We start from the raw sequence: 23,214 nt of genomic DNA, 5'->3' as shown, positions 1-23,214 counted from the left end.
TGGATTGTTTTGCGGTAGCGTAGCGTTAAACCGTAAAACAAGGAACGGAAAATATTTCCGCCTGATTGCGATTGTTAGTGTGCGCTGTTACGGGCCATAAAATCGACTAATGAAGCGCGCATTATTCGGACTTGATCGACGGAGTACTCATCATATTTTGCATGAGCTGCGCAATTGCGCAGCCCCAGCCAAGCGGTTACGTTCTTCTGATCAAGCTTTGAATAAACCCCGGCAGTGGCTAAATCACTATTTATCCGGTCAGCTTTTTTTGGTATCAACGTTCCATTTTTTTCGGTCGAAACCTCTATGCGTTTAGCAGAAGCTAAAGTTCTTAAATGTTCCTCCAATACCCCTCCTAGTATGACTGCTGTGGCATCTTTGTAACCTTCAGCCAACAAATGGTCCGCCATTTCTATGAAGTCAGAAAATACCTCAGCCGCGATCAGACTTCGGGCCGACGTGAGCCAACCTCCAGCCAATTCGGCATGTACGGCCTGCATTATCCCTATTCCACATTCGGTAGCTCTAACCATCGGGTCACTTACTGCTCTATTAAATTCCAAGTAGTAGGAATGGTCTGATCCAAACAGATTGCCAAGGAAGGAAAGGCTAGACGCGCGAAACTTATAAAAATCTTCAGCACTAACAAAAGCATTATTTTTCTGCTTACCGCTTGAATCTCGTGCTGAAGCACCAAGGTTGATAAGCTCAGCGGCTCTAGCTTTCAAAGCTTCAATTTTCATAGATTCCTCGTGTTCACTAACAGCTAATTCATGCGACTTAGTCGCACTTTGCCCATTCACCCTATCTCATGTAGAAATTGGATGAAATTAGTTATGGAAGCCTTTTTAAATAGCTGGGAAATAGACATATTTTGACAGCTCCTTGTCTGGGGAAAGTGCGACTAATGAAAAGTGAGCCATTAATCTAACCTTTTTATTACGGCCAAGCAAGCGTACCCAGCCAATTGAATTACAACGACATTCTCTACAGCCCAGCACCAGCAAACCCATAATGCACAAGGGTTTTCCCTTGAACACGAAAGTTTCACAAGCAGAAACCAAGCTTTTAAATGTGGAATGCTTGTGTCTGATGAAAACTGCAGGTCGGACGCCTGACGCAATAACAAAACCCACTACGAAGTCCCCTTCCCCCATGCCACTGCGCCGAACGGAGGTTGATTTTAGTGGGTAAGCAAACAGGCCGTTTGCGCAAGTATCGTCAGACCATGGAAGGTCTGTCGATACGGCCCGCTAAAATCAACCGGAGCGAGGGCACCCCACAGGGGCCAGTTGCCGGGGGCGGCTTTTTGGGTACTTTTTGGAGTAAAAAGTACCTCGCCTGCCGGGCGAATTCCGGCACATGCGCGTTTATGCCTTTCCCACACGTCCTGTGCGCTCAACCACTAACATTGACCGACACTCAGCACTATCATAAGAGGAAGGAATGACTCGCCCGCCCGGCGAAAGAGGGCAAAAGAAAACAACTAAATGTCCGATGCCTGGCATCAAACATTCGCGGCTCCCCGCCGCCACAACAGATATATCGCCGGCAAAACCAATAACGTCAGCAATAAAGTACTCACAGTACCGCCAATCATCGGCGCTGCAATTCGCTGCATAATTTGCGCACCGGAGCCGCTGCTCATGAGAATCGGCAGCAGGCCAGCGAATAGAGTCGCGGCTGTCATCACAATGGGCCGCAAACGTTGCAGCGCACCGTCGCGCACGGCAGCCACCAGCTGGGCCCGGTTGAAGCTTTGATTGCTCTGGCACAACTTCTGATACGACAGCTCTAAATACACCAGCATTAACACCCCGATTTCAATCGCCACACCTGCCAGTGCGATAAACCCCATGGCCACGGCAACCGACCAGTGAAAATTTAAAATACTCATCAGTGCAATTGCACCAATAAGTGAAAACGGCAAAGTGACCAAAATGATTATCACCGGGATCACCCGCCTAAAATTTATATAAAGCAAAATAACGATAATAGCCAAGGTAATAGGAACGACTAAGGTCAGTCGCTCTGCCGCTCGCTGCATGTACTCAAACTGTCCGCCCCAAGTCACAGAGTAACCGGCGGGCAACTGCAGTGTACCGGCAAGGTGTTGTTTGGCCCGGCTAACATAGCCGCCAATATCGCTCGACTCAGTATCGACAAAAACCCAACCATTCAACCGCGCATTTTCACTTTTAATCATCGGTGGGCCATCTTCTATGGTTACATTGGCCACATCTGCCAGGGTCAGGGTAACGCCGCTTGCGGTCACCAGAGGTAGACCGGCAATTTTCTCCGGTGAGTCGCGATAACTTTGCGGAAAACGCATACTCACTGGGTAGCGCGCCTCACCTTGCACCGTTTGAGTGATCTTTTCGCCTCCGATGGCGGAGCGAACCACAGTCTGTATGTCGGCAATATTTAAACCGTAGCGGGCGGCCTGATCACGCTGAATATCAATAGTAATATAGCGTCCTCCCGACACCCGCTCAGCGTATGCTGAGGCCGTGCCCGGCACCTGCATCAACAGTGACTCAAGCTCAGTACCTATCTGGTTAATGACGCTCAAATCCGACCCGGCGATTTTAATACCCACCGGTGTTTTAATCCCGGTGGACAACATATCAATGCGGGTTTTAATTGGCATTACCCAGGCATTGGTCAGACCTGGAAAATCAATACGCTGATTTAGTTCGCGCTTGATCCTCGCCATATCAACCCCCGGGCGCCATTCACTGCGCGGTTTAAACTGAATCACCGTTTCAATCATGGTAAGCGGTGCCGGGTCGGTCGCGGTATCGGCCCGGCCTATTTTGCCAAAGACCGACTCCACTTCTGGCAGGGTTTTGATAAGTTTGTCTGTTTGCTGCAATATTTGCCGCGCTTCGCCTATAGACAGCCCCGCGTAAGTCGTGGGCATGAACATGAGGTCGCCCTCATCGAGCGGCGGCATAAATTCACTGCCCAATTTGCCCGCCGGATAGAGCCCTACAATCATCGCCACAGCGGCTAAAACAATGGTGATTTTGGGAAAACGCAAGGCCGCGTTAAGTAGCGGCCGGTAGCCTGCCACCAGCAAACGGTTAACCGGGTTTTTACTCTCGGGCACAATCCGGCCGCGCACACAATAACCCAAAAGTACCGGCACCAGGGTGACCGCCAAGCCAGCGGCGCAAGCCATGGCGTAGGTTTTGGTGTAGGCCAATGGGCTAAACAACTTGCCCTCTTGCGCACCGAGCGCAAACACAGGCAGGAAACTGGCGGTGATAATTAACAGCGAAAAGAACAAAGCAGGGCCCACCTCCGCTGCAGATTCTGACACCACTTGCCAGCGCTCTTGTGCGGTCAGTGTTTTATTTTTATGACGTTCAAGATGACTGTGCAGGTTTTCAATCATCACCACGGCACCATCAACCATCGCCCCAATGGCAATGGCAACGCCTCCCAGAGACATAATATTGGCGTTAATGCCCTGCCACTGCATAATGATAAAACTGGCGAGAATACCCAGTGGCAAGCTGACTAACACCACTAAAGCCGAGCGCAAGTGAAACAAAAACAGCGCACACACTAAGACGACGACGAAAAACTCTTCGCCCAACTTTTGGTATAGATTACTGACCGCTGCGTAAATTAACTTGGAGCGATCATAAGTGGTCACAATTTCCACCCCCGGCGGCAAACTGCCCTCAAGGGCTGTGATTTTCTCTTTTACGCGCTCAATCACGGCTGCGGCATTCTCACCGCTGCGCATAACGATAATCCCGCCGACCACCTCACCTTCACCGTTGAGCTCGGCAATACCGCGACGCATTGTGGGCATCAGTTTAATATCCGCCAGAGCGTCCAAGGTCAGTGCCGTTCCCTGATGGCTCACCCCCAGTGGCACTTGTTTTAAATCTTCCAGCGTTTCTATGTAACCGGTGGTTCGCACCATATACTCTGCTTCGGCCATTTCAATCACCGACGCACCGGCCTCGGCATTGGCTCGGCGTATTGCCGTCACCACTTGGGCGAGAGGTACGCCGTAAGCGCGCAGGCGGTTGGGGTCGACTTCAACCTGATACTGCCGATCCATCCCGCCGATGGTTGCCACCTCGGCAACGCCGCTGACCGCTTGCAATTCGTAGCGCAAAAACCAGTTCTGTAGCCGAGTCAGTGCCTCTATGTCCTGGCCGCCTGTACGGTCAACCAGCGCGTAGTTAAACACCCAGCCCACCCCGGTAGCATCCGGGCCAAGCTCGGGTTGCACGCTGTCGGGCAGTTGGCCGCTGACTTGGTTGAGATACTCCAGTACCCGTGACCTCGCCCAATAAAGGTCTGTGCCCTCGTCAAACAAAATGTAAACGAAAGAGTCCCCAAAAAAGGAAAAACCGCGAACGGTTTTCGCACCGGGTACGGCCAGCATTGCCGTGGTTAATGGGTAGCTCACCTGATCCTGCACCACTTGCGGCGCCTGCCCCGGGTAGTGGGTTTTTTCAATCACCTGCACATCGGATAAATCGGGAATCGCATCCACCGGTGTTTTATTCAGGCTGTACACGCCAGCCAGCGCCAAGACTACCCCTGCTAATAAAACCAGCAGGCGATTTTCAATCGACCAGACAATAATGCGCCGAATCATAGTGCACCCCCATGCCCTTGATGAGAAGCCGGGTGCTCGGTGTTTGACACAGCCGCACCGTGGCTCATGCCCGAGTGCTCCGACTGGCTGTGATTTATTTGGCTGTGGCCCCCATCACCGTGATCCATATTGCTGTGATCCACGCTCGGGGATGTGCTCGATTCGGGTTGAGATAACCTGTTCAACTCAAGGTGAATACTCGACTCGGAGTCAATTAAGAAGTGAGCATTAGTAACGACCTTGTCCCCCTCTGCCAACCCTTTCGTTATTTCGGTAAAGCTCTCTGCGCGCAAGCCTGTTTCCACCACGGTGCTGCGAAATACACCGGGGGATACCTCGCGCACCACTCTCTCACCCTGCCCTGTGCGTATTACCGATGAGCTGGGCACGGCAAGTGTGCGCGCTTTCTGTCGAGCACTGATAGAAATTTCAGTCAGCATATTGGGCCGCAAACTGGCATCGGCATTGTTCACAACAATACGCGCACGGGTGGTGCGATTAGCAGGATTAACCACCGGATAGACGTAGTCGATTTGCCCGTGCCAGCGACGGCCAGGATAGGCGCGCGAGCGAATTTCCACCGCTAAACCTTCAACCAAAAGCCCGGCCTGGCGCTCAAACACCTCAGCAATAACCCAAATCGTATCCAAAGGCCCTACCGATAATGTATTTTGCTCCAGAGAGACGTAAGCACCATTGGCAACATTGAGTTCCGCGACCACCCCGGATCTTTGCGCATAGAACCCGATCTCCGATTTAATTTCCCGGTTTTTTGCAACAGAGTTAATCTCTTGTGCCGGCACACCCTGGGCGATTAACTTGGCTCGCGAGGCGCGTATTAAACTGTCATTGCCACTGCTCAGTGCCTGCAAAAACTCTTGCTGTGTATTGCGAATATCGGGCGAGTAAAAATCAAATAACTTTTGCCCCGCTTGCACCGAATCGCCTACTGCATTGACCGACAGATTGGAGATCCACCCGGTAGCACGCAGATGAAAGTGCGTTAATACCTGCTCGTTAAAACTGACAAAGCCGGCGGCTTTAATCGTGGGACTTAAAGTGCGCCGGGTCACTACGCTGGTTGTTAAACCCAAGTGCTGTTCAACGGCGGAGGATATGGTCACATCCGCTGGGTGAGAAGTATCCGCTTCAGCGTAAACGGGAACCAAGTCCATCCCCATCGGCGATTTACCCGGCCTATCGCGCCGATAGGAGGCATCCATAGGGGCCACCCAGTACAGGGGCTCGAATGAGGCCTCGGCACTCTGCGGGGGAGCCTCGCCCACCGCCAATAGGGTATTCGATACGGGAGAAGCTAAATAATAGCCGCCCACCAATCCAAGCGCGACTGCAACCAGCAACGCTATCATTATTTTTCCGTACATAATTGTCTGCTCACAATAAAAAAGACACCCTGATCAGGGCAAACTTTATTCGGGTGCACCAAATTTTAGGCGCACTGAAGCTGTGTCAGACCAATGTGGGGGGACGATATAAACGAGAGGGATGGGCAATCAGCAGCGGCACGACCAAACGGGCCGTTACAGTCTGCTGAGGCACCGCAAGAAGAATCCAGGAGGAGGGTAATAAAGTTGCCGCTGTACACATTCCCGGGCAGCAACAAACACCGGAACAGTGTTCCGGCTCCGGAGCCAAGGCGTGCGAATTTTCAGCCTGCTTAGTGTGCTCGGCTGTCATGTCGCCGTGACCATGACAGGGGGTTGCCACCAGTTGATCCGTCACAACCGCCACGCGCTCCGGTGCTGCATTTTTTTCGGGCGCAGGTGTCGCTAAAACAGAGCCTAACAGGCCCTGTAAGACGAACACCGTAATCATCAAACACCGTAGCAACATCGATAAATCTGCGCGTTTTAATCCAAAGTTTTATTCAGTATACGCTCCAACTCCCACTTGAGCGAGCGGTCGTCGCCACAGTAGCGCAAGCCGCGCTGGGCAAACTGGGCGGCTTGCTGGTTGTCTTCCAGCCGATAGTAGTTTTTCGCCAGCAGTAAATAGATGTCGGCATTGCGCCGGTCGATGCGCAGCGCCCGCTCTGCGGTGGCCACCGATTGGGGGTAGCGGCCGCGCCGGTACTCGCTCAATGATCGCTCCAGCAATGCCGCCACTGCCGAGTCACGATTGCCCATCGAGGGCTGAACGGGGGCCGGGGCGCTGGGCTCACCTGACTCTGCCGGTTGTTGAGGCTCAGTGGCATCGGGGCTGGGTTGGCTCACACTGGGGTCAAGGGTTTGTCCGCCACCGGCCTCACTGACCGGGGCCGGGGTATGGCTGGCACAACTGGCCAGTAAAACGGCACTGATTATCCAACCGCCGTAACAACGCGCGGCAAAACCTTGCTTTAACTCTTTCATATCACCTGCTGATTTGTCCGCGAGTGTTAGGTGCAATACTGAAACAACACTCGGCAATTAATTCCAAAACCGCTGCCACCAACTGCGCTCCTGTTTTTGCTGCTGCAATCGGCAATCCACCGCTTGGGTGGGGGCGTAGCGCGTTACCATGGGCAACCACAGGGCATCCTCGCAGCCTTCGGCGCTGAGCATACCGCTGGAGGCATCAACCCAGTCAAAATTGACCGACTCCGGTGGCTCTAAGTTAACCCCCAATGTCGGCAGTTCACTCATTAAGTCGGCCCACACTTTTAAAGCGCCGCCGCTGCCGGTCAGGGGCATGGGGCTGTTGTCATCGCGCCCCACCCAGCTCACCGCTAAATGCTCGCCGCTGAAACCGGCAAACCAGCTATCGCGCTGATCATTGGTGGTGCCGGTTTTGCCTGCCAGCGGTAAGTCGGCCGGAAAGCGATGGTATACCGCCCGACCGGTGCCTTCGCGCAACACCGCCTGCATGGCGTACTGCAACTGAAAAGCTGCCGCCTCACTAAAGCGTTGCTCTATGGTCAGAGGATAGCGCTTGAGCGGCTCGCCGGTGGCGGTCAGTACATCGCGAATCACCCGCAGGGGCGTATAGGTGCCCTCGGCCGCCAGGGTATGGTAAATACCCGCCACCTCAATGGGTGACATTTCAATAGCCCCCAAAGTCATCGCCGGTACGGGCGGCACCCGCCCGTCGAATCCGGCGCGCTTTAAGGTGTGGGCGACCTTATCCAGCCCGACTCGCATTCCCAGCCGGGCCGTGGCTTGGTTGTAAGAACGCACCAGCGCTTGCAGTAAAGGCACATCGCCGTGGCTTTGGCGGGAATAGTTTTGCGGCTGCCACAGCTCGCCATCATCACTTTGCACCGTAACCGGCGCATCGGAAATAATACTGCCTAGATGATAGCGCGCAGGTTGCTCCAGTGCAGCCAAGTACACCAAGGGTTTCATCAATGAGCCCACCGGGCGTTTGGCATCCAATGCCCGGTTAAAACCGGCGTAGCGCGGGTTGCGATCCCCCACTACCGCCAGCACTTCGGCAGCCCCCACCGAGGTCACCACCATGGCGCCTTGTAGTTGCTCGGTTTTGTAGTCGCGCTCTAGTGTCGTTAAGCGTTTGCTCATGGCCTCTTCGGCTTGACGCTGCACCATGGGCGAGAGCGTGGTAAAGATACGCAGGCCATCGCTTTGTAGATCTTCGGGTTTGTAATCGCGAGCCAGCTGCCGCTTCACCAGATCGACAAACGCCGGATAGGTGGTTTGCGAACGGCTGCCCGCCTTAACTACCCCAAGCGATGCGGCCTGAGCACGGCTTAGCTGCGCCTTATTAATCAGGCCTTCGCGATGCATAACATCCAGCACCAGATTGCGGCGCTTGCGGGCACGTTCGGGGTTGCGCCACGGGTTGTAATATGAGGCGCCTTTAACCAAACCCACCAACAGTGCCACCTTGGGGGCATCCAGTTCGGAGACGGGCAACTGAAAATAATGCTGCGCGGCCAAACCAAAACCGTGAATAGCGCGCGCGCCGCTCTGCCCCAAAAAGACTTCGTTGATATAAGTTTCTAGAATTTCGGCTTTGCTGTAGTGCAACTCCAGCAAGACCGACATAGCCGCCTCTTGGGCTTTGCGGGTAAGACTGCGCTCCTGCGTTAAATAAAAGTTTTTAACGAGCTGCTGGGTTAAGGTGCTGCCGCCCTGCACCACCCGACCAGAGCGAACATTTACCCAGGCGGCGCGAGCAATGGCCACCGGCGATACGCCCCAGTGATTAATAAAGTTTTTATCTTCTACCGCCAGCAGGGTTTCACCCAAAAGCGGGGGCAGGTCTTTTAGCTGTACTAACAGGCGATCTTCTTTTTGCGCAGGGTAAATCCCCCCAATTTGTTCAGGCTCCAGTCGCACCAAGGGCAATTCGCGAGTATCGAGCGTAAGGCGCGCCACCCCCACCGGCCCCAGTAACACTTCAAACTTTTGGGGCCGGTCTTGGCCATCCCAAAAGTTAAAACCGCGAGTGTAAATTTGATAGCGGGTGTACTCGCCGGCACTGTGTCGACTGGCCTGGCCGGGTTTTGTCACCGAATCCACCCAGCGGTACCCGAGAGCCCCAAGCTCGCGCTCCAGCAAATTAGGTGTGACCGACAGCCCCTCGTATAACTCTAGAGGGCGCGCGTAAACCCGGGCTGGCAACGCCCATTTTTTACCCTCAAACTTCTCGCGTACGATCTGATCGAGGTAGAGCATCCACAGGCCAACAGCTACCAGCGCGATGCATAAACCGTAAAAGAAAAGCAGCTTAAACAGTGAGCGGCCGTGCCCGGCGCGGCCAGAGGCCTTTTTTCGAGTGCGTTTGGTGGTACGAGTACGGCGTTTGGTCATAGGGTGCAGAATACCAGCTTTGATTAGGGCGCGGTTATTTTGCATAATGTGCGCCCAAATACAAGGGAGCTGCCACCGAAGTGTCGAGTCGGTGTGAAATGCCCCTTAACTTATGAGTGCGGCACCGGCCGGCTCACCCCTTCAGCGCTAGAGGCAAACAATGGCAAAGCAATACGATATTTACGGCATCGGCGCCGCTCTGGTAGACACCGAAATCACGGTAACCGATGACGATTTAACAGCCATGGGCGTAGACAAAGGCGTGATGACGCTGGTGGACGAAGAGCGCCAGCACGAGATTATTGGCTATTTGCAAGATCACTTGGTAGCCTCGCAGCGTGCCAGTGGCGGCTCCGGCGCCAACACCATTATTGCCGCAGGCTACTTCGGCTGCCACAACTTTTACTCCTGTAAGGTCGCCAACGACGACAATGGCAGCTTCTACCTGCAAGATATTAAAGATGCCAAGGTCAGCTACCCCACCCACGTCGGTCAGGATGAAGGCATTACCGGTAAATGTTTGGTGATGATTACCCCCGATGCCGAACGCACCATGAATACCTTTTTAGGTCTCAGTGCTACCGTCTCCACCACGGAGTTGGATGAAGACGCCATTAGCGCCTCGCAGTGGTCGTATATTGAAGGTTACTTGGTCAGCTCAGATACCGGCCGCGAAGCGGCGATTAAACTGCGCCAATTGTCCGAGCAGCACAACACCAAAGTCGCACTCAGCCTGTCGGACCCGGCCATGGTGCAGTTCTTTAAAGATGGCTTGACCGAGATGATCGGCGGCGGCGTCGACTTACTGTTCTGTAACCGCGATGAGGCGCTCGGCTTTACCCAAACCGAAAATATTGACGACGCGATTATTGAGCTGCAGCGCTGCGCCAAAACCTTCGCCATTACCTTAGGCGCCGAAGGCTCGCTGGTGTTTGATGGCACAGACTTAATGAGCATTCCCACCGCCAAAGCAAAAGCCATTGATACCAATGGTGCCGGTGATATGTACGCAGGTGCTTTCCTCTACGCCCTCAGTCAGGGTGAAGGTTACGAGCGCGCCGGGCGCTTTGCCAACCTCGCCGCCACCAAAGTAGTGACGCAATATGGCCCACGCTTAAAGGCCGAGCAGCATCAAGAGTTAAAAACCGCATTTTTTGGTTGAGTTAACGGCAGCTTTTAAATACTTGCAGCAACCACAATTAACCTTTGCGCTAATGCCAAGCGCAAAGGTTAATGTTTAGGTTGGGCTTACAAAGTCTGGAATGCCTCCAGGCGCTCTTCCAGTTCAGGGTGGGTCGAGAGATAACCTAACCACTTATTCTCATGTTCGTCTGAGTGTTGTTCGGCCAGCTCTTCACACACTTGCAACCGCTCTTCGTCGCTCAGCAGCTGCGGGTCGTAGGTCTCAGTCTGTTCTATCAACCGTGTGCATGCAGCACTCTCGCCTAGCCTTTGCATCAAATCAATAAACCGCTGCCGATCAATTCCGGCACGGTCGAGATAAGCGGCAGAAAACGCGTCGGCTTCGGTCTCGTGATCGCGCGAATAGGAGAAGGTTGTCAGCGCCACCGGTAGGCCAATCAGCAAATCACTGAGTGCGGCACTATCGCCCACCACGGTGACATAAATAAAACCGAGAGTCGCATTAGAAATGGCCGCTCGCATACTATGACGCAAGGCCACATGGCCAATTTCATGGGCGAGCACGGCAACCAGCTCACGATCGGATTGCGCCAGATCGACCATTTCGTCGGTAAAAATCACAGTGCCATCGGGCAAGGCAAACGCATTGGCGCCAATGTCGCCCCCCTGCCTGAAAGTAACCTTTAAGGGCAGCTCCGGGAACTCGGCTAGCACCGGGGCGAAATGCGCTTGCAATTCGGCGCGCCGTGCTTCACTCAGCTCACTCGGTGCAAAATACGTTTTATCCAAAATCGCGAGAGTTTCCCGAGCGACAGTATCGAGCGAGTTTTGCGGCAGCTGATGGGCAATAGCATTCGAGGCGGCGGGTACACCCCACACGGCACCGCCCCATACCAGTACGGCGACAACAACAGTGGCTACTGCCACCAAGCCCAAGTGCGACTCCAGTGTATGCAGCAAGCCTTTACGCGCACCTTGCCACTGTCGTTGCATCTGATCCACTTGATCGTTGTCGCGAGTTTCAAAGGCGGCGCCACTGTCAAACTTTACAAAGCGAGCGGTATTGCCCAAACGCGATGAAATGGCAACCGTGACCGCCAGTTCTTCGGCCAGCACGCGCCCATTTGCTTGCGCGAGAATCTGCAGGTGGCCGTCCTCTGACACGTCGAGCAGCGCCTCGGTTGGCTGTGCACTTGACCCGCTATACCATCTGCCGCAAATCGCCACGTCTGGCTCCTCTTAAAAACCGATATCAATATCGAACAAGTCACCAACAGATTCAGCCAGCGCGTTAACCGACTCTTTTTCCTGCTCAACCAGGGTATCGAAATTGCCCGCCAGAACCGCTTGGGTGTAGCGCGCCTTAAAGTGCGCCGTGCGCACTTTGGCCCAAGGAATAAACAGCCCTAACGTTAATACAATTAAAAGTGTATTAACGGCCATTAAAATCAAATAGTCCTTCGCATTCCAATTGGCTTTAAGCGCATGACTTTTGAGCGTGATTGCATTGTAATTAATGTTAGCCAACGCTGTGGTGAAGTAGGCAAAGCCGTATAGATACCCCACCAGGGCCAGCAGCGGGCCCACATAAGGGATGAAGGTGCAAGCGATTGCCCCCACATAGATGGCAAGGGTCAACAAAAACGCGACATAGTACTGGCTCACGGTGGCGCTGAAGACAAAGCTCTGGGTGCCATAACCATGGTTAGCGTAAATAAACTTTTTCTGCTGGAAAATAGCGTAGGGCATTAGAATGCCGAGAGTAATCGCCCCTAACAATGGCCAAAGCAGCAACACTAAGGCCGCCTCCCCCAATCGACCGTTAAACGCAAAGCGCACATTACGGTAGCTTGAATAGCGTGCATTAAAGCGCATGGACTGACAGATTATCCATGGCAGCGCCACGATTAACGCAATCCCCATAACCGTGCCGATGATAAGTGATATTTTCCCACTCAATGTATATAAAACCAAAAATACCAAGGCAATAACCCGGCCGATTAGAATTTTAACCGGGTCCGCGGTGTACTCAAAGCTGGCGTCATCCAAGTGAGTGTTGCCGTAAAAATACTGTTTATTGCGCACCTTGGCCCAGGCCGAATAAATACCCAAGGTAACAATCGACAAGAGAATATTAACGATCCAAATCTTAAAATATTCAAAACCATTGCCGGTAAACACAAAAGGGACTTCACGCTTATCATCAGCGGCATAGCTATCGGTGCTTTTCCCTACCCCTGTAGGCGGAAGAGTGCCAGCGGCGACGGGCTCGTGCGCGCCTTGCTCTGGCGGGGATGCTGGTGCAGGCTCATCGACAGTGGCTGTGGATTCAGCTACCTCTTGCACCATCTCGCAAGCCACCCCGACCTCCGCTAGTCGGTCGATATACTTTTGCGCTTGCTCTGCACTCAATCCGGTTTTCAAGGTGCGCTGCCCTTGGGCAAAAATCTTTTCGACCTTGTCTACCGACAGATTAAACAATTTGGCAAAGCCGGCTTGGGCTTGCACATCCACCACACCGGCACTCGCGCCCAACAGTATGATTTTATAGGTTGGTTCCTGCGGCATAAATATTCCTTTTCCTTTTCTCAACTTTTTATATTTTTTTAAAGCCAACGGCCAAGCGTGCTTTCACTCGTGTTCAATCTGCCCGCACCTGACGCTATCGCCCCGATTGCTCAGAGCAAACCGGGCACTCGGGGTCTCGCGGCAAACGCATCTCGCGCCAGCGCCCGGTTAATGCGTCGTAAAACTGCACTCGCCCGGCGAGTGTTTCCCCGATACCGGTAAGCAATTTGATGGTCTCGACCGCTTGCACCGAACCAATCACCCCCACCAGAGGGGCCAGTACACCGCTGGCCGAGCAACTCAGGTTTTCATCGGCTTGCGGTGGGTACAGACAGCGGTAACAGGGGGCATCACTTTGGCGAGAGTCAAACACACTGACCTGCCCTTCTAAACGAATGGCCGCCCCGGATACCAGCGGCGTTGCCTGTGCAACGCAGCATTCATTCAACAAGAAGCGAGTGGTGAAGTTATCGGTGCAATCGACCACCACATCCGCACGCGCAACCAACGCTGTTAATGGTTCGCGATCGGGCCGCTGGTCGATAAGCTCAAGTTGCGTATCGGGGTTGAGCCTATGCACACTCTCAGCGGCCGATGCCACCTTGGTTTGATCAATGGCATCCGTTGAATGGGCAATTTGACGTTGCAAGTTAGACAGCTCGACTTTGTCGTCATCCACCAACAGTAAACGGCCTACCCCGGCGCTGGCCAAATACAAAGCCACCGGTGAACCCAGGCCGCCCACTCCCATAACCAACACCGTGGCGGCAAGCAAAGCCTGCTGGCCGGCAATATCCATTTGCGGCAGCATAATTTGCCGCGAGTAGCGCAGTAGTTGTTGATCGTTTAACTCTGTCACGGTGTTACCGCCTCTCGCTGTCCGATCGTTACCCGCTCAATGCCCGCCAAGTCGCGCACACTGTGTACATGCTGGTAACCCAGATCGTTCATCAAGTTGCGCACAAGGGCGGCTTGCTGCCAGCCGTGCTCAAATAATAAATAGCCTGCCGGTGTTAAATAGTCCAGAGCCTGCTCGCTGATGCGACGAATGTCGGCCAAGCCCGCTTCATCAGCCACTAGTGCCGAGGCCGGCTCAAAGCGTACATCGCCCTGCTGTAAATGCTCATCCTCCGCATCGATGTAAGGCGGGTTACTGACAATCAACGCAAAACGTTCGTGTTTTGGCACGGCGGCAAACCAATTGCTCTGATAAATAGTAACGTTCAGTTTTAAATGCTGGGCATTGGCGCGCGCCAAATTAACGGAGTCGGCAATGCGATCCACCGCGCTGATTTGCCAGCTGGGTCGCTCGGAGGCCAGCGCTAAGGCAATGGCACCGGTACCGGTGCCGAGGTCGAGAACCTGCGCGGCATCATCAATGCCTAATGCCAGCGCCTGCTCTACCAGCAGTTCCGTTTCGGGCCGAGGGATTAACGTTTGCGAATGGGTTTTAAGCGGCAGCGACCAAAATTCTTGCGTGCCGGTAAGAAAAGCCACTGGCTCACCTAGGGCGCGACGTTTAATTAAAGCGTTAAAGGTTTGTTGTTCCGAATCGTTCAGTGTGCGCTCGGGCCAAGTATAAAAATAGGTGCGGCTTTTATCGAGCACCGCACTCAATAAAACCTCGGCATCGAGCCGCGCACTGTCGCTGTTGGTAAGCGCTTGTGTGGCTTGTTGCAGTGCTTGATCAATGCGCACGAATCAGTCGGCCAGAGCTGCCAGCTGGTCAGCTTGATACTCTTGGGTGAGCGGCCCGACCACTTCGCCCAGTGCGCCTTGCATAACCTCATCCAGCTTATAGAGGGTTAAGTTAATACGGTGATCGGTCACCCGGCCCTGCGGGTAATTGTACGTACGAATACGCTCGGAGCGATCGCCACTGCCCACCAGCGAGCGGCGCTCTTCGGCAATACTGGCGGCGGCCGACTCTTCCTGTGAGCTTTTTAATTTGGCCGCTAGCAAAGACATGGCGCGGGCGCGGTTTTTGTGTTGCGAGCGCTCATCTTGACACTCCACCACCACGCCACTGGGAATATGGGTAATGCGAATGGCCGAGTCGGTTTTGTTGACGTGCTGACCACCGGCGCCCGAGGCGCGAAAGGTATCGACACGAATATCGTTTTTATTGATATTCACCTCTTCCAGCTCGTCGGCCTCTGGCATAACCGCGACGGTGCAGGCGGAGGTATGAATCCGCCCCTGGGATTCGGTCTCGGGCACGCGCTGCACCCGGTGTGCACCAGATTCAAATTTAAGCTGTGAGTACACGTTGGTGCCGCTAATACGGGTAATCAATTCTTTGTACCCACCGTGTTCACCGGCATTTTCACTCAGCACTTCAATTTTCCAGCCAACCTGTTCACAGTAACGCGAGTACATGCGGAATAAATCGCCAGAGAAAATAGCCGCCTCATCGCCACCGGTACCTGCCCTAATTTCCAAAAAGACGTTTTTATCGTCGTTGGGGTCTTTGGGTAGTAACAGCTTTTGCAGCTCGGTTTCCAGTGTTGCTTTCTCTTCTTCGCCGCTGTCTATTTCTTCGCGCGCCATTTCGCGCAGATCGGCGTCGCCCTCATCGAGCATGGAGCGCGCTTCTTCTATATCTTCTAGTACCGTGCGATAGCGATTGAACGCAACCATCACAGGCTCCAGTTCGGCGTACTCTTTCGACAGTTCGCGGAATTTGTCTTGATTGCTTATCACATCGCCGTCGGACAACAGAGCGCTAACTTCTTCGTTGCGCTCACTGAGTTTGTCGAGTTTTTCTACAATAGAAGCTTTCATTCTTTCTCGCTGCGTTCAATATCATCTTGGGTGATGGCAAACAGATCGTGCGCCAAACGCAGAGTGTCGTATTCGCCTTTTGCACTGGCCTCGCGCAATGCGGTGGTCGGTGCATGTAATAATTTATTGGTTAAGTTGCGAGCCAACTGGCTGGCCACTTTGTCGGGATCGGCTCCGGCACGCAACTGATTGAGTGCTTTTTGCAACTCTTGTTCGCGCAATTGCTCTGCCTTATTGCGATAGGCACGTATGGTATCCACCGCATCGAGAGCGCGCTGCTCGCGTTTATAACTTTGCACACCGTTTTCGATAATACCGAGGGCTCGATCGGCCGCCTCTTCGCGGCTTTTGCGGTTTTGATCAATTACGACCTGTAAATCGTCCACCGTGTACAAATAAACATCGGCTAAATCGCCGACCTCGGCCTCAATATCGCGCGGTACCGCAATATCCAGCATAAACATGGGCTTGTGCTTGCGCACTTTCAGCGCCGACTCTACCGCGCCTTTGCCCAGTAGCGGTAATTGGCTGGCAGTGGAAGAAATCACTATATCGGCCCGCTGTAAATACTCAGGGATTTCCGACAACAAGATAGCCTCACCACCATAGCGACCGGCCAACGCTTGTGCGCGATCCAGAGTACGGTTAGCAACAATCAGGTGATCAATACCCTGTTCACTGAGATGCTGGGCCACTAGCTCTATGGTTTCGCCGGCACCGATCAAAAGCGCGGTATCTTGCTTTAAATCGGAAAATATTTGCTGGGCTAAGGTCACCGCAGTATAGGCCACCGAGACAGGGTTCTCGCCAATGCCGGTCTGGCTGCGCACCTGCTTGGCCACGGCAAAGACCTGCTGAAAAGCCCCATGCAGAGATGCCCCGACGGTACCGGCTTCTCGGGCCATGGCATAAGCGGATTTCATTTGCCCCAATATTTGCGGCTCACCCAACACCAGCGAATCAAGCCCGCCGGCAACTTTCATCATGTGGCGCAGCGCTTCATCTCCCCGGTAAAGATAGTGGCAGCGGTTTAACTCATCTTGGCAGACTGCTGAGTGTTCCTGCAGCCAGGTCAGAATCGCTTCGGCTTGCTGCTCGGACTCCAGATAGATTTCGGTGCGATTACAAGTAGATAATATGGCCGCTTCACGGGCACCGGTTTGGCCTTGTGCGCCGCGCAGGGCATCGATCATGACATTGGGGGCAAACGCCACCCGCTCTCGAATTGCGAGAGGAGCGGTTGTATGATTGATCCCAAAAGCCAATAATGTCATGCAAGAAAGTACTTGTACCGAAATAGGGGCGCCATTGTCCAGCTAGCCAAGGCCGCTGACAAGTGGCATTTTACAGTGTCCGCCCGGCAATAACAGGTTCTTTGCTCGGTACCCGATTTAGGATGGCAAAATGAAAGCACTTTTACAGGCTGGCGTTGTTATATTCGCGGCCACTTTAATTAGCTGTGCCCAGCAGCCCATAGAGCCCCAGGCCACGCCTGTCGTTGCCGAGGTGGAGCCCGTGGCTCCACCTGAATTACCCGCGCGCCCTTTCACCAGTGATACCTTCTACGCACTGCTGAGTGCCGAAATCGCCGGCAGCCGCGGCCGCCTCGATGTGGCACTGGCCAATTACGCCCAGCAAGCCGAACAAACCGGCGACCCGCAGGTGGCCGAACGCGCCTACCGCATTGCTCGCTACCTAGGGGAAAAAGAAGCCACTTTGCGCACCGCGCAGATTTGGGCCGGCTCCTCACCCGACAACCAAGACGCTCAGGCCTCGGCCATTATATCGCTGATTGAAGCCGACCGGTTGATGGAAGCCTTTAACAGCACCAAGCTTGGCACAACACGCAACAGTGGCAGCCTCTACCAGAGCATTGCCGCCAACGCCCAGCAAGTAACCGACACCCAACGCGAACAATTGCTGGAGCAGTATCAAAACCTGCTGACACAACAACCCGACAACGCGGCCCTACTGATTGGCACCGGCCTGTTATTGCAGCAGCAAGACCAACCCGAACAAGCCCTGGAGCTAGCCCAACAAGCCCTAACGCTGGAGCCCGACAACACCCACGCCTTGGTTCTGGTCACGGGATTACTGCACCAGCTAGAGCAAACCGACAAAGCCTTAACCCTAGTGGAAAACAAACTAACAGAAGAGCCCGACAGCACCCGTTTGCGCCTGCAGTTCGCACGCCTACTGACCATGAGCGATATCGAAGCGGCCCAGCGGGAATTTCAGCATTTGGTGGACGACAACCCGCGAGATGCCGATATGGTACGGGCGCTGGCACTGGTGGCCGAGCAACGCGGCGACCTACTCACCGCCGAGCACAACTACCACACTCTGATTGAGTTGAATCATAACACCGATGCCGCCCACTTTTTTCTGGGCAAACTGGCCGAATCACGCGATAAGCCTGAAGACGCGCTCAAGCACTACCAAAAGATTGCACCGGGTGAAGAATACTTGGCGGCCAATGCCCAAATTTTTGCGATTTACTTAACTCAAGAGCAAGCCGCCAGCGCCTCCAACTATTATGAGCGCACCTTGAATTACCTATCCGGCGAGGAGCGCGACCAACTCACTCTGGTTTATAGCCAGCGCCTAGTGGGCGCCGAGCAGCCCGAGCAAGCGCTAGAGGTACTCAATACCGCGCTGGCAGCCGAGCCGGAAAACGCTTCGCTGTTGTACTCTCGCTCTATGTTGCACCAGCAACTGGGCAATATGCCCATGGCCGAGCAAGATCTACGGACCATCATTGATTACGACCCCAACAACGCCATGGCGCTCAATGCCTTGGGTTATATCTTGACCGAAAACACCGATCGCTACAGCGAAGCTTACGAGCTGATTAAACAGGCGCTGGTGCTGCAGCCCAACGACGCTGCCACCATCGACAGCCTAGGCTGGGTACACTTTCGCTTAGGCAATCTCGACATCGCCATTCGCTACCTGCGCAAAGCGATGAATATCTTTCCCGACCCAGAGATAGCGGCTCATTTAGGTGAGGCACTGTGGGCCAATAACCAACAAGAAGAGGCCAAAAGTGTTTGGAGCCGTGGGCTAAACCTTAACCCCGATAGCTCATATGTTCTGGACACACTCAAGCGCTTGCAAGTGCCGCTTGAAGCGCTAAGCCCCCTGACGGCGGAATAAATAGTCCATGAAGTTTACTCCCGCTTGTGGCGTGAGCCCCAACTCAAAGCTGGGGCGGCTGACACTGATCATCGCGTTCTTATTGTGTTTAACGCACTGCGCCCCGACGCCCCCCAAGCCGCAGGTGGACGACGCCGAACATCAGCGCCAGCGCCTCGCTCAACTGCACGACTGGCAACTGCAGGGCAAACTTGGTATCCGCCTACCCGACGACAATGGCTCGGCGCGGCTCAGCTGGCGCCAATCGAAGACCGATGTCAATCTCTCGCTGTCCGGCCCCCTGGGGCGCGGCCGAATCGTTATTGAGGGCAACGCCCAGCAAGTCAGCCTAAAGCAAGCCGGTGAGCCCGAGTTGGTAGCCCGCGACGTTGAGTCTTTGCTTTATCAAGCCACCGGCTGGCAACTACCGGTATCTCTGCTCAGTGATTGGGTAAAAGGTATTCCAGCGCCCGACACTCCCCGCACAGAATTAACCTACACCCCCGAAGGCTTATTGAGCAGTTTTGAACAGTCGGGCTGGCGTTTAAGTTTCAAGCGCCACCAATGGGTCGACGGCTTTGTACTGCCGGGCTATGTGCGAGCGGACAAGATTCAAACCGAGCAAGCCCCCATCGGCAACGACTCGGCCGACACTCAAATGGATGTTCGGCTAGTGCTATCCATTCACCAGTGGAATCCCGGCCTTGATTGATTCCCTCACTTTGCTGGCTCCGGCTAAACTCAATGTGTTTTTACATATAACCGGACAGCGAGCCGATGGCTACCACCAGCTGCAAACGCTGTTTCAGTTATTGGATGTCGGCGACACCTTAACGTTTACCCGCACCGACCAGAACAGGGTAAACCTAAAGAGCAACCTCAAAGGCGTGGCCGACAGCGACAATTTAATTTTGCGCGCCGCCCTCGCCCTGCAAGAAGCCGCGCAAAATTCAACCTCCCCTCCGTTAAACTTAGGGGCTCATATCGAGTTAAACAAAGTACTGCCCATGGGCGGTGGTATTGGCGGCGGCAGTAGTGATGCTGCCACCACTTTAGTTGGCCTCAACCATTTATGGGGCTTGGGACTGAGCAAAAACGTCTTAATGCAACTGGGGCTCAAGCTTGGTGCCGACGTACCCGTGTTTATTAATGGCCGCACCGCTTGGGCCGAAGGCATCGGTGAGCAACTGATGGCGGTGGATTTGCCGCCAAAATGGTTTACCGTTATCCAACCTGACTGTCATGTAAGCACTGCCACAATTTTTTCACATAAAGATTTGACAAGAGACACCCGCCCCATTAAAGTAGCGGCCTTCTCGCAGAGGGCCACACGAAACGACTGTGAACCTCTCGTCAGAAAGCTGTATCCCAACGTGGATAACGCACTGATTTGGTTGAAGAAATTCAACGAAGATGCGAGAATGACAGGAACAGGAGCTTGTGTGTTTGCTCCGTTCGACAGTGAGAAAGAGGCCCGAGCGGTCTTGGCACAAGCACCGGACACCTTGCCCGGATTTGTCGCCCAAGGCATTTCGCACTCACCACTGAACGAACTCATTCCTGATTAAGCACTACTGGGGTGTAGCCAAGCGGTAAGGCAGCGGGTTTTGATCCCGTCATGCGAAGGTTCGAATCCTTCCACCCCAGCCATATTCCTCGGTACCCCGACGATTAGCTTGCTCCGCTAGAGCTTAAGGATTAACCTCCGCGTTGAGGGCCCTCCTCCGAACAGAGGACTCCCCTCCACGATTTCGCTCTGGCCTAAGCGCCGGGTTATCATAGCAGCACTGTGCGCAGGCACAGTGCTGTTGTTTTATTTGCCTATTGCAGATAAAAAAGAACACTAACAAACAGAAGGGTACCTGACGTGACGGACTTAATGGTCTTTACCGGCAATGCCAACCCAGCGCTCGCGCAAAAAGTTGTCGATCATCTGGGCATGACGCTGGGCGACGTTTCCGTCTCCCAGTTCAGCGACGGCGAGGTCGCGGTAGAGCTCAATGTTAATGTTCGTGGTCGCGACGTATTTGTGGTTCAACCCACTTGCGCCCCCACCAACGACAACTTGATTGAGTTGATCGTAATGGTTGATGCGCTGCGACGCGCCTCGGCCGGCCGTATTACCGCTGTGGTGCCCTACTTCGGTTACGCCCGCCAAGATCGCCGTGTGCGCTCGGCCCGCGTACCCATTACCGCCAAAGTCGTGGCCGACATGATGGTAGGCGCCGGCATCGACCGCTTACTGACAGTCGATTTGCACGCAGAGCAAATTCAGGGTTTCTTCGATGTACCGGTAGACAACGTCTACGGCTCTCCGGTGTTACTGGAAGACATCGAAGCGCAAAAATTTGAAGACTTGGTGGTGGTATCACCCGACATCGGCGGCGTTGTTCGCGCCCGTGCGGTGGCCAAGCAACTAGGCGCCGATTTAGCGATTATCGATAAGCGCCGCCCTTCGGCCAACGTCGCCGAGGTGATGAACATCATCGGTGAGATTGACGGGCGTACCTGCTTGCTGGTGGACGACATGGTCGATACCGCAGGCACACTGTGTAATGCCGCCGCTGCACTGAAAAAACAAGGTGCAAAAAAGGTTGTGGCCTACGCCACCCACCCTGTGTTGTCCGGCAAAGCAATTGAAAATTTAAACAACTCAGTGTTGGATGAGCTGGTGATTACCGACTCCATCCCCCTGAGCCAAGAGGCGTCAAACTGCGGCCGCGTGCGCGTGTTGACCCTGTCGAGAATGTTAGCCGAAGCGGTGCGCCGCCTAAGCAATGAGGAATCACTGAGCGCGATGTTCCGCTAAGCGGAGGCTCAGATTACCGCTGCAACATAGGGTTGCAGTGTTAACAACCCCATGCAGTGTTCTGGTCGCGGACCTGTATGGTTTACACAGAGGAAATTCACAATGAGTGAAGATTTTGTCATTATTGCAAAGAGCCGCGAAGACAAAGGGAAAGGTGCGAGCCGCCGCCTGCGTCGTCTGGCTGGCGAAGTACCTGCTATCGTTTACGGTGGTAAGAAAAAGCCTGTTAGCATTACCCTGAACCAAAAAGACCTGCTCAAGCAGCTGGAAAACGAAGCGTTTTACTCGCACATCATCTCTTTGGAAATTGATGATAAAGCCGAAGACGTTATCCTGAAAGACTTGCAGCGTCACCCCGCCAAGCCAATTTTGTTCCACGTTGATTTTATGCGTGTATCAAAAACCAAAAAGCTGAACACCAGCGTACCTCTGCACTTCTTAAACGAAGAAGCGTGTAAAGGCGTTAAGATGCAAGGCGGTAAAATCGTTCACAATATGGTTCAGTTAGAAATTAGCTGTCTACCTGCTGACCTGCCAGAGTTCATTGAAGTGGACCTGACCGACGTTGAGCTGGGTCAGGTTGTTCACATCTCTGACCTGAACCTGCCCAAAGGTGTTGTCTCGGTTGAACTGTCACACGGTTCAGATCACGACCAGCCAGTTGTTACCGTGAACAAGCCTAAAGGCATGAGCGAAGACGACGCTGAATCTAGCGAAGCAGAAGGCGAAGGCGACAGCGAATAAGCTGCTGGCCCTGACCCTGTAGGCGCGGCGTTATGGATACACCGGTTCAACTTATCGTAGGCCTCGGCAACCCCGGAGCCGAGTACGACCGAACCCGCCATAACGCCGGCGCCGACTTGGTGTCCGAACTGGCTCGCCAGGCGGGCACCAGCCTCTCTCCGGAAAAAAAGTTCTTTGGCGATACTGCACGCATTTTGCTCGGCAACCGCCAGGTTCACCTGCTAATACCAACCACTTTTATGAACCGCAGCGGCCAGGCCATTGGTGCCCTAGCGCAGTTTTATAAAATTGACCCTGAAGCCATTTTAGTCGCTCACGACGAGCTCGACCTCGATCCCGGTATCGCCCGCTTAAAAATCGGCGGCGGCCACGGCGGCCACAACGGCCTGCGCGACACTATTGCCTGCCTTGGCAACAACAAAAACTTTGCCCGCTTGCGCATTGGCATCGGCCACCCCGGCCACGCCTCAAAAGTCACGGGCCATGTACTCAAACGCGCCGGACGCGACGAGCAACAACTGATCGACGACAGCATCGACAAAGCCATCAAAACTCTACCCCTAGCGGTAAAAGGTGAATGGAATCAGGCGATGCATCAGTTGCATACGAAATAGTGCTGAATGCTGAATGCT

General features: G+C 54.0%; 19 protein-coding genes and 1 tRNA gene. 8 read left to right on the top strand and 12 right to left on the bottom strand.

Annotation, left to right across the window (positions count from 1 at the left end; all coding sequences use genetic code 11):
• Positions 1–74: 74 nt before the first annotated feature.
• From Q4526_RS07655 to mrcB, 6 genes are all read right to left on the bottom strand, one after another.
• Positions 75–743 (bottom strand): hypothetical protein, encoded by a 669-nt coding sequence (locus Q4526_RS07655; protein ID WP_215976444.1) that lies wholly within the window; start codon positions 741–743, stop codon positions 75–77.
• A 764-nt stretch (positions 744–1,507) separates the two neighbouring features.
• Positions 1,508–4,627, bottom strand: a complete 3,120-nt coding sequence (locus Q4526_RS07650; RefSeq protein ID WP_215976443.1) for an efflux RND transporter permease subunit — start codon at positions 4,625–4,627, stop codon at positions 1,508–1,510.
• Positions 4,624–5,997 carry an efflux RND transporter periplasmic adaptor subunit gene (locus tag Q4526_RS07645; RefSeq protein WP_303609582.1) on the bottom strand — a complete coding sequence of 458 codons (1,374 nt, stop codon included), beginning with the start codon at positions 5,995–5,997 and terminating at the stop codon, positions 4,624–4,626. Before Q4526_RS07645 ends, Q4526_RS07650 begins: the two co-directional genes overlap by 4 nt.
• Positions 5,998–6,097: 100 nt before the next feature.
• The gene (locus tag Q4526_RS07640; RefSeq protein WP_303609581.1) at positions 6,098–6,481 is read right to left on the bottom strand and encodes a hypothetical protein; all 384 of its coding nucleotides are present in this window, start codon (positions 6,479–6,481) and stop codon (positions 6,098–6,100) included.
• A gap of 17 nt (positions 6,482–6,498) precedes the next feature.
• Positions 6,499–6,999: a tetratricopeptide repeat protein gene (locus Q4526_RS07635; protein WP_215976441.1), complete on the bottom strand. Its 501-nt coding sequence runs from the start codon at positions 6,997–6,999 to the stop codon at positions 6,499–6,501.
• 57 nt (positions 7,000–7,056) lie between these two features.
• Entirely contained in the window at positions 7,057–9,444 is a 2,388-nt protein-coding gene (gene mrcB, locus Q4526_RS07630) for a penicillin-binding protein 1B (protein WP_303609580.1), read from the bottom strand.
• A 115-nt stretch (positions 9,445–9,559) separates the two neighbouring features.
• On the opposite strand from mrcB, the gene Q4526_RS07625 reads away from it, so the two are divergent.
• Positions 9,560–10,561, top strand: coding sequence for an adenosine kinase (locus tag Q4526_RS07625; protein ID WP_215976440.1), 1,002 nt, complete (start codon positions 9,560–9,562; stop codon positions 10,559–10,561).
• Between the two features lie 86 nt (positions 10,562–10,647).
• Here Q4526_RS07625 and Q4526_RS07620 read toward each other — a convergent pair whose 3' ends face one another.
• From Q4526_RS07620 to hemA, 6 genes are all read right to left on the bottom strand, one after another.
• Positions 10,648–11,769 carry a M48 family metallopeptidase gene (locus tag Q4526_RS07620; protein ID WP_215976439.1) on the bottom strand — a complete coding sequence of 374 codons (1,122 nt, stop codon included), beginning with the start codon at positions 11,767–11,769 and terminating at the stop codon, positions 10,648–10,650.
• 12 nt (positions 11,770–11,781) lie between these two features.
• Entirely contained in the window at positions 11,782–13,110 is a 1,329-nt protein-coding gene (locus Q4526_RS07615) for a YjgN family protein (protein ID WP_215976438.1), read from the bottom strand.
• 94 nt (positions 13,111–13,204) lie between these two features.
• Positions 13,205–13,969 carry a molybdopterin-synthase adenylyltransferase MoeB gene (locus Q4526_RS07610; RefSeq protein ID WP_215976437.1) on the bottom strand — a complete coding sequence of 255 codons (765 nt, stop codon included), beginning with the start codon at positions 13,967–13,969 and terminating at the stop codon, positions 13,205–13,207.
• Entirely contained in the window at positions 13,966–14,808 is an 843-nt protein-coding gene (prmC, locus tag Q4526_RS07605; protein ID WP_215976436.1) for a peptide chain release factor N(5)-glutamine methyltransferase, read from the bottom strand. Before prmC ends, Q4526_RS07610 begins: the two co-directional genes overlap by 4 nt.
• 3 nt (positions 14,809–14,811) lie before the next feature.
• Positions 14,812–15,894 (bottom strand): peptide chain release factor 1, encoded by a 1,083-nt coding sequence (gene prfA / locus Q4526_RS07600; RefSeq protein WP_215976435.1) that lies wholly within the window; start codon positions 15,892–15,894, stop codon positions 14,812–14,814.
• The gene (gene hemA / locus Q4526_RS07595; protein ID WP_215976434.1) at positions 15,891–17,168 is read right to left on the bottom strand and encodes a glutamyl-tRNA reductase; all 1,278 of its coding nucleotides are present in this window, start codon (positions 17,166–17,168) and stop codon (positions 15,891–15,893) included. The genes prfA and hemA overlap by 4 nt, the downstream gene beginning before the upstream one ends.
• A gap of 130 nt (positions 17,169–17,298) precedes the next feature.
• On the opposite strand from hemA, the gene Q4526_RS07590 reads away from it, so the two are divergent.
• The 7 genes from Q4526_RS07590 (at position 17,299) to pth (ending at position 23,196) form a co-directional block, all read left to right on the top strand.
• Complete coding sequence (locus tag Q4526_RS07590; protein ID WP_215976433.1) at positions 17,299–19,050, top strand: tetratricopeptide repeat protein; 1,752 nt, start codon at positions 17,299–17,301, stop codon at positions 19,048–19,050.
• A 7-nt stretch (positions 19,051–19,057) separates the two neighbouring features.
• Positions 19,058–19,741, top strand: a complete 684-nt coding sequence (lolB, locus tag Q4526_RS07585) for a lipoprotein insertase outer membrane protein LolB (RefSeq protein ID WP_215976432.1) — start codon at positions 19,058–19,060, stop codon at positions 19,739–19,741.
• On the top strand, positions 19,737–20,597 hold the full coding sequence (ispE, locus tag Q4526_RS07580) for a 4-(cytidine 5'-diphospho)-2-C-methyl-D-erythritol kinase (RefSeq protein WP_215976511.1): 861 nt from the start codon (positions 19,737–19,739) through the stop codon (positions 20,595–20,597). Before lolB ends, ispE begins: the two co-directional genes overlap by 5 nt.
• Positions 20,598–20,604: 7 nt before the next feature.
• A tRNA-Gln gene (locus tag Q4526_RS07575) sits at positions 20,605–20,679 on the top strand.
• Between the two features lie 229 nt (positions 20,680–20,908).
• Positions 20,909–21,838 carry a ribose-phosphate pyrophosphokinase gene (locus Q4526_RS07570; RefSeq protein ID WP_303604147.1) on the top strand — a complete coding sequence of 310 codons (930 nt, stop codon included), beginning with the start codon at positions 20,909–20,911 and terminating at the stop codon, positions 21,836–21,838.
• Positions 21,839–21,940: 102 nt separating this feature from the next.
• Positions 21,941–22,582, top strand: a complete 642-nt coding sequence (locus Q4526_RS07565) for a 50S ribosomal protein L25/general stress protein Ctc (protein ID WP_215976430.1) — start codon at positions 21,941–21,943, stop codon at positions 22,580–22,582.
• A gap of 32 nt (positions 22,583–22,614) precedes the next feature.
• On the top strand, positions 22,615–23,196 hold the full coding sequence (gene pth / locus Q4526_RS07560; protein ID WP_215976429.1) for an aminoacyl-tRNA hydrolase: 582 nt from the start codon (positions 22,615–22,617) through the stop codon (positions 23,194–23,196).
• The last annotated feature ends 18 nt before the right edge of the window (positions 23,197–23,214 follow it).

The sequence above is a fragment of the Gilvimarinus sp. 2_MG-2023 genome (assembly GCF_030547685.1).
Classification (GTDB): domain Bacteria; phylum Pseudomonadota; class Gammaproteobacteria; order Pseudomonadales; family Cellvibrionaceae; genus Gilvimarinus.
The sequence above is the reverse complement of the archived record's forward strand: the minus strand, read 5'-3'. Positions and strand labels throughout refer to the sequence as shown.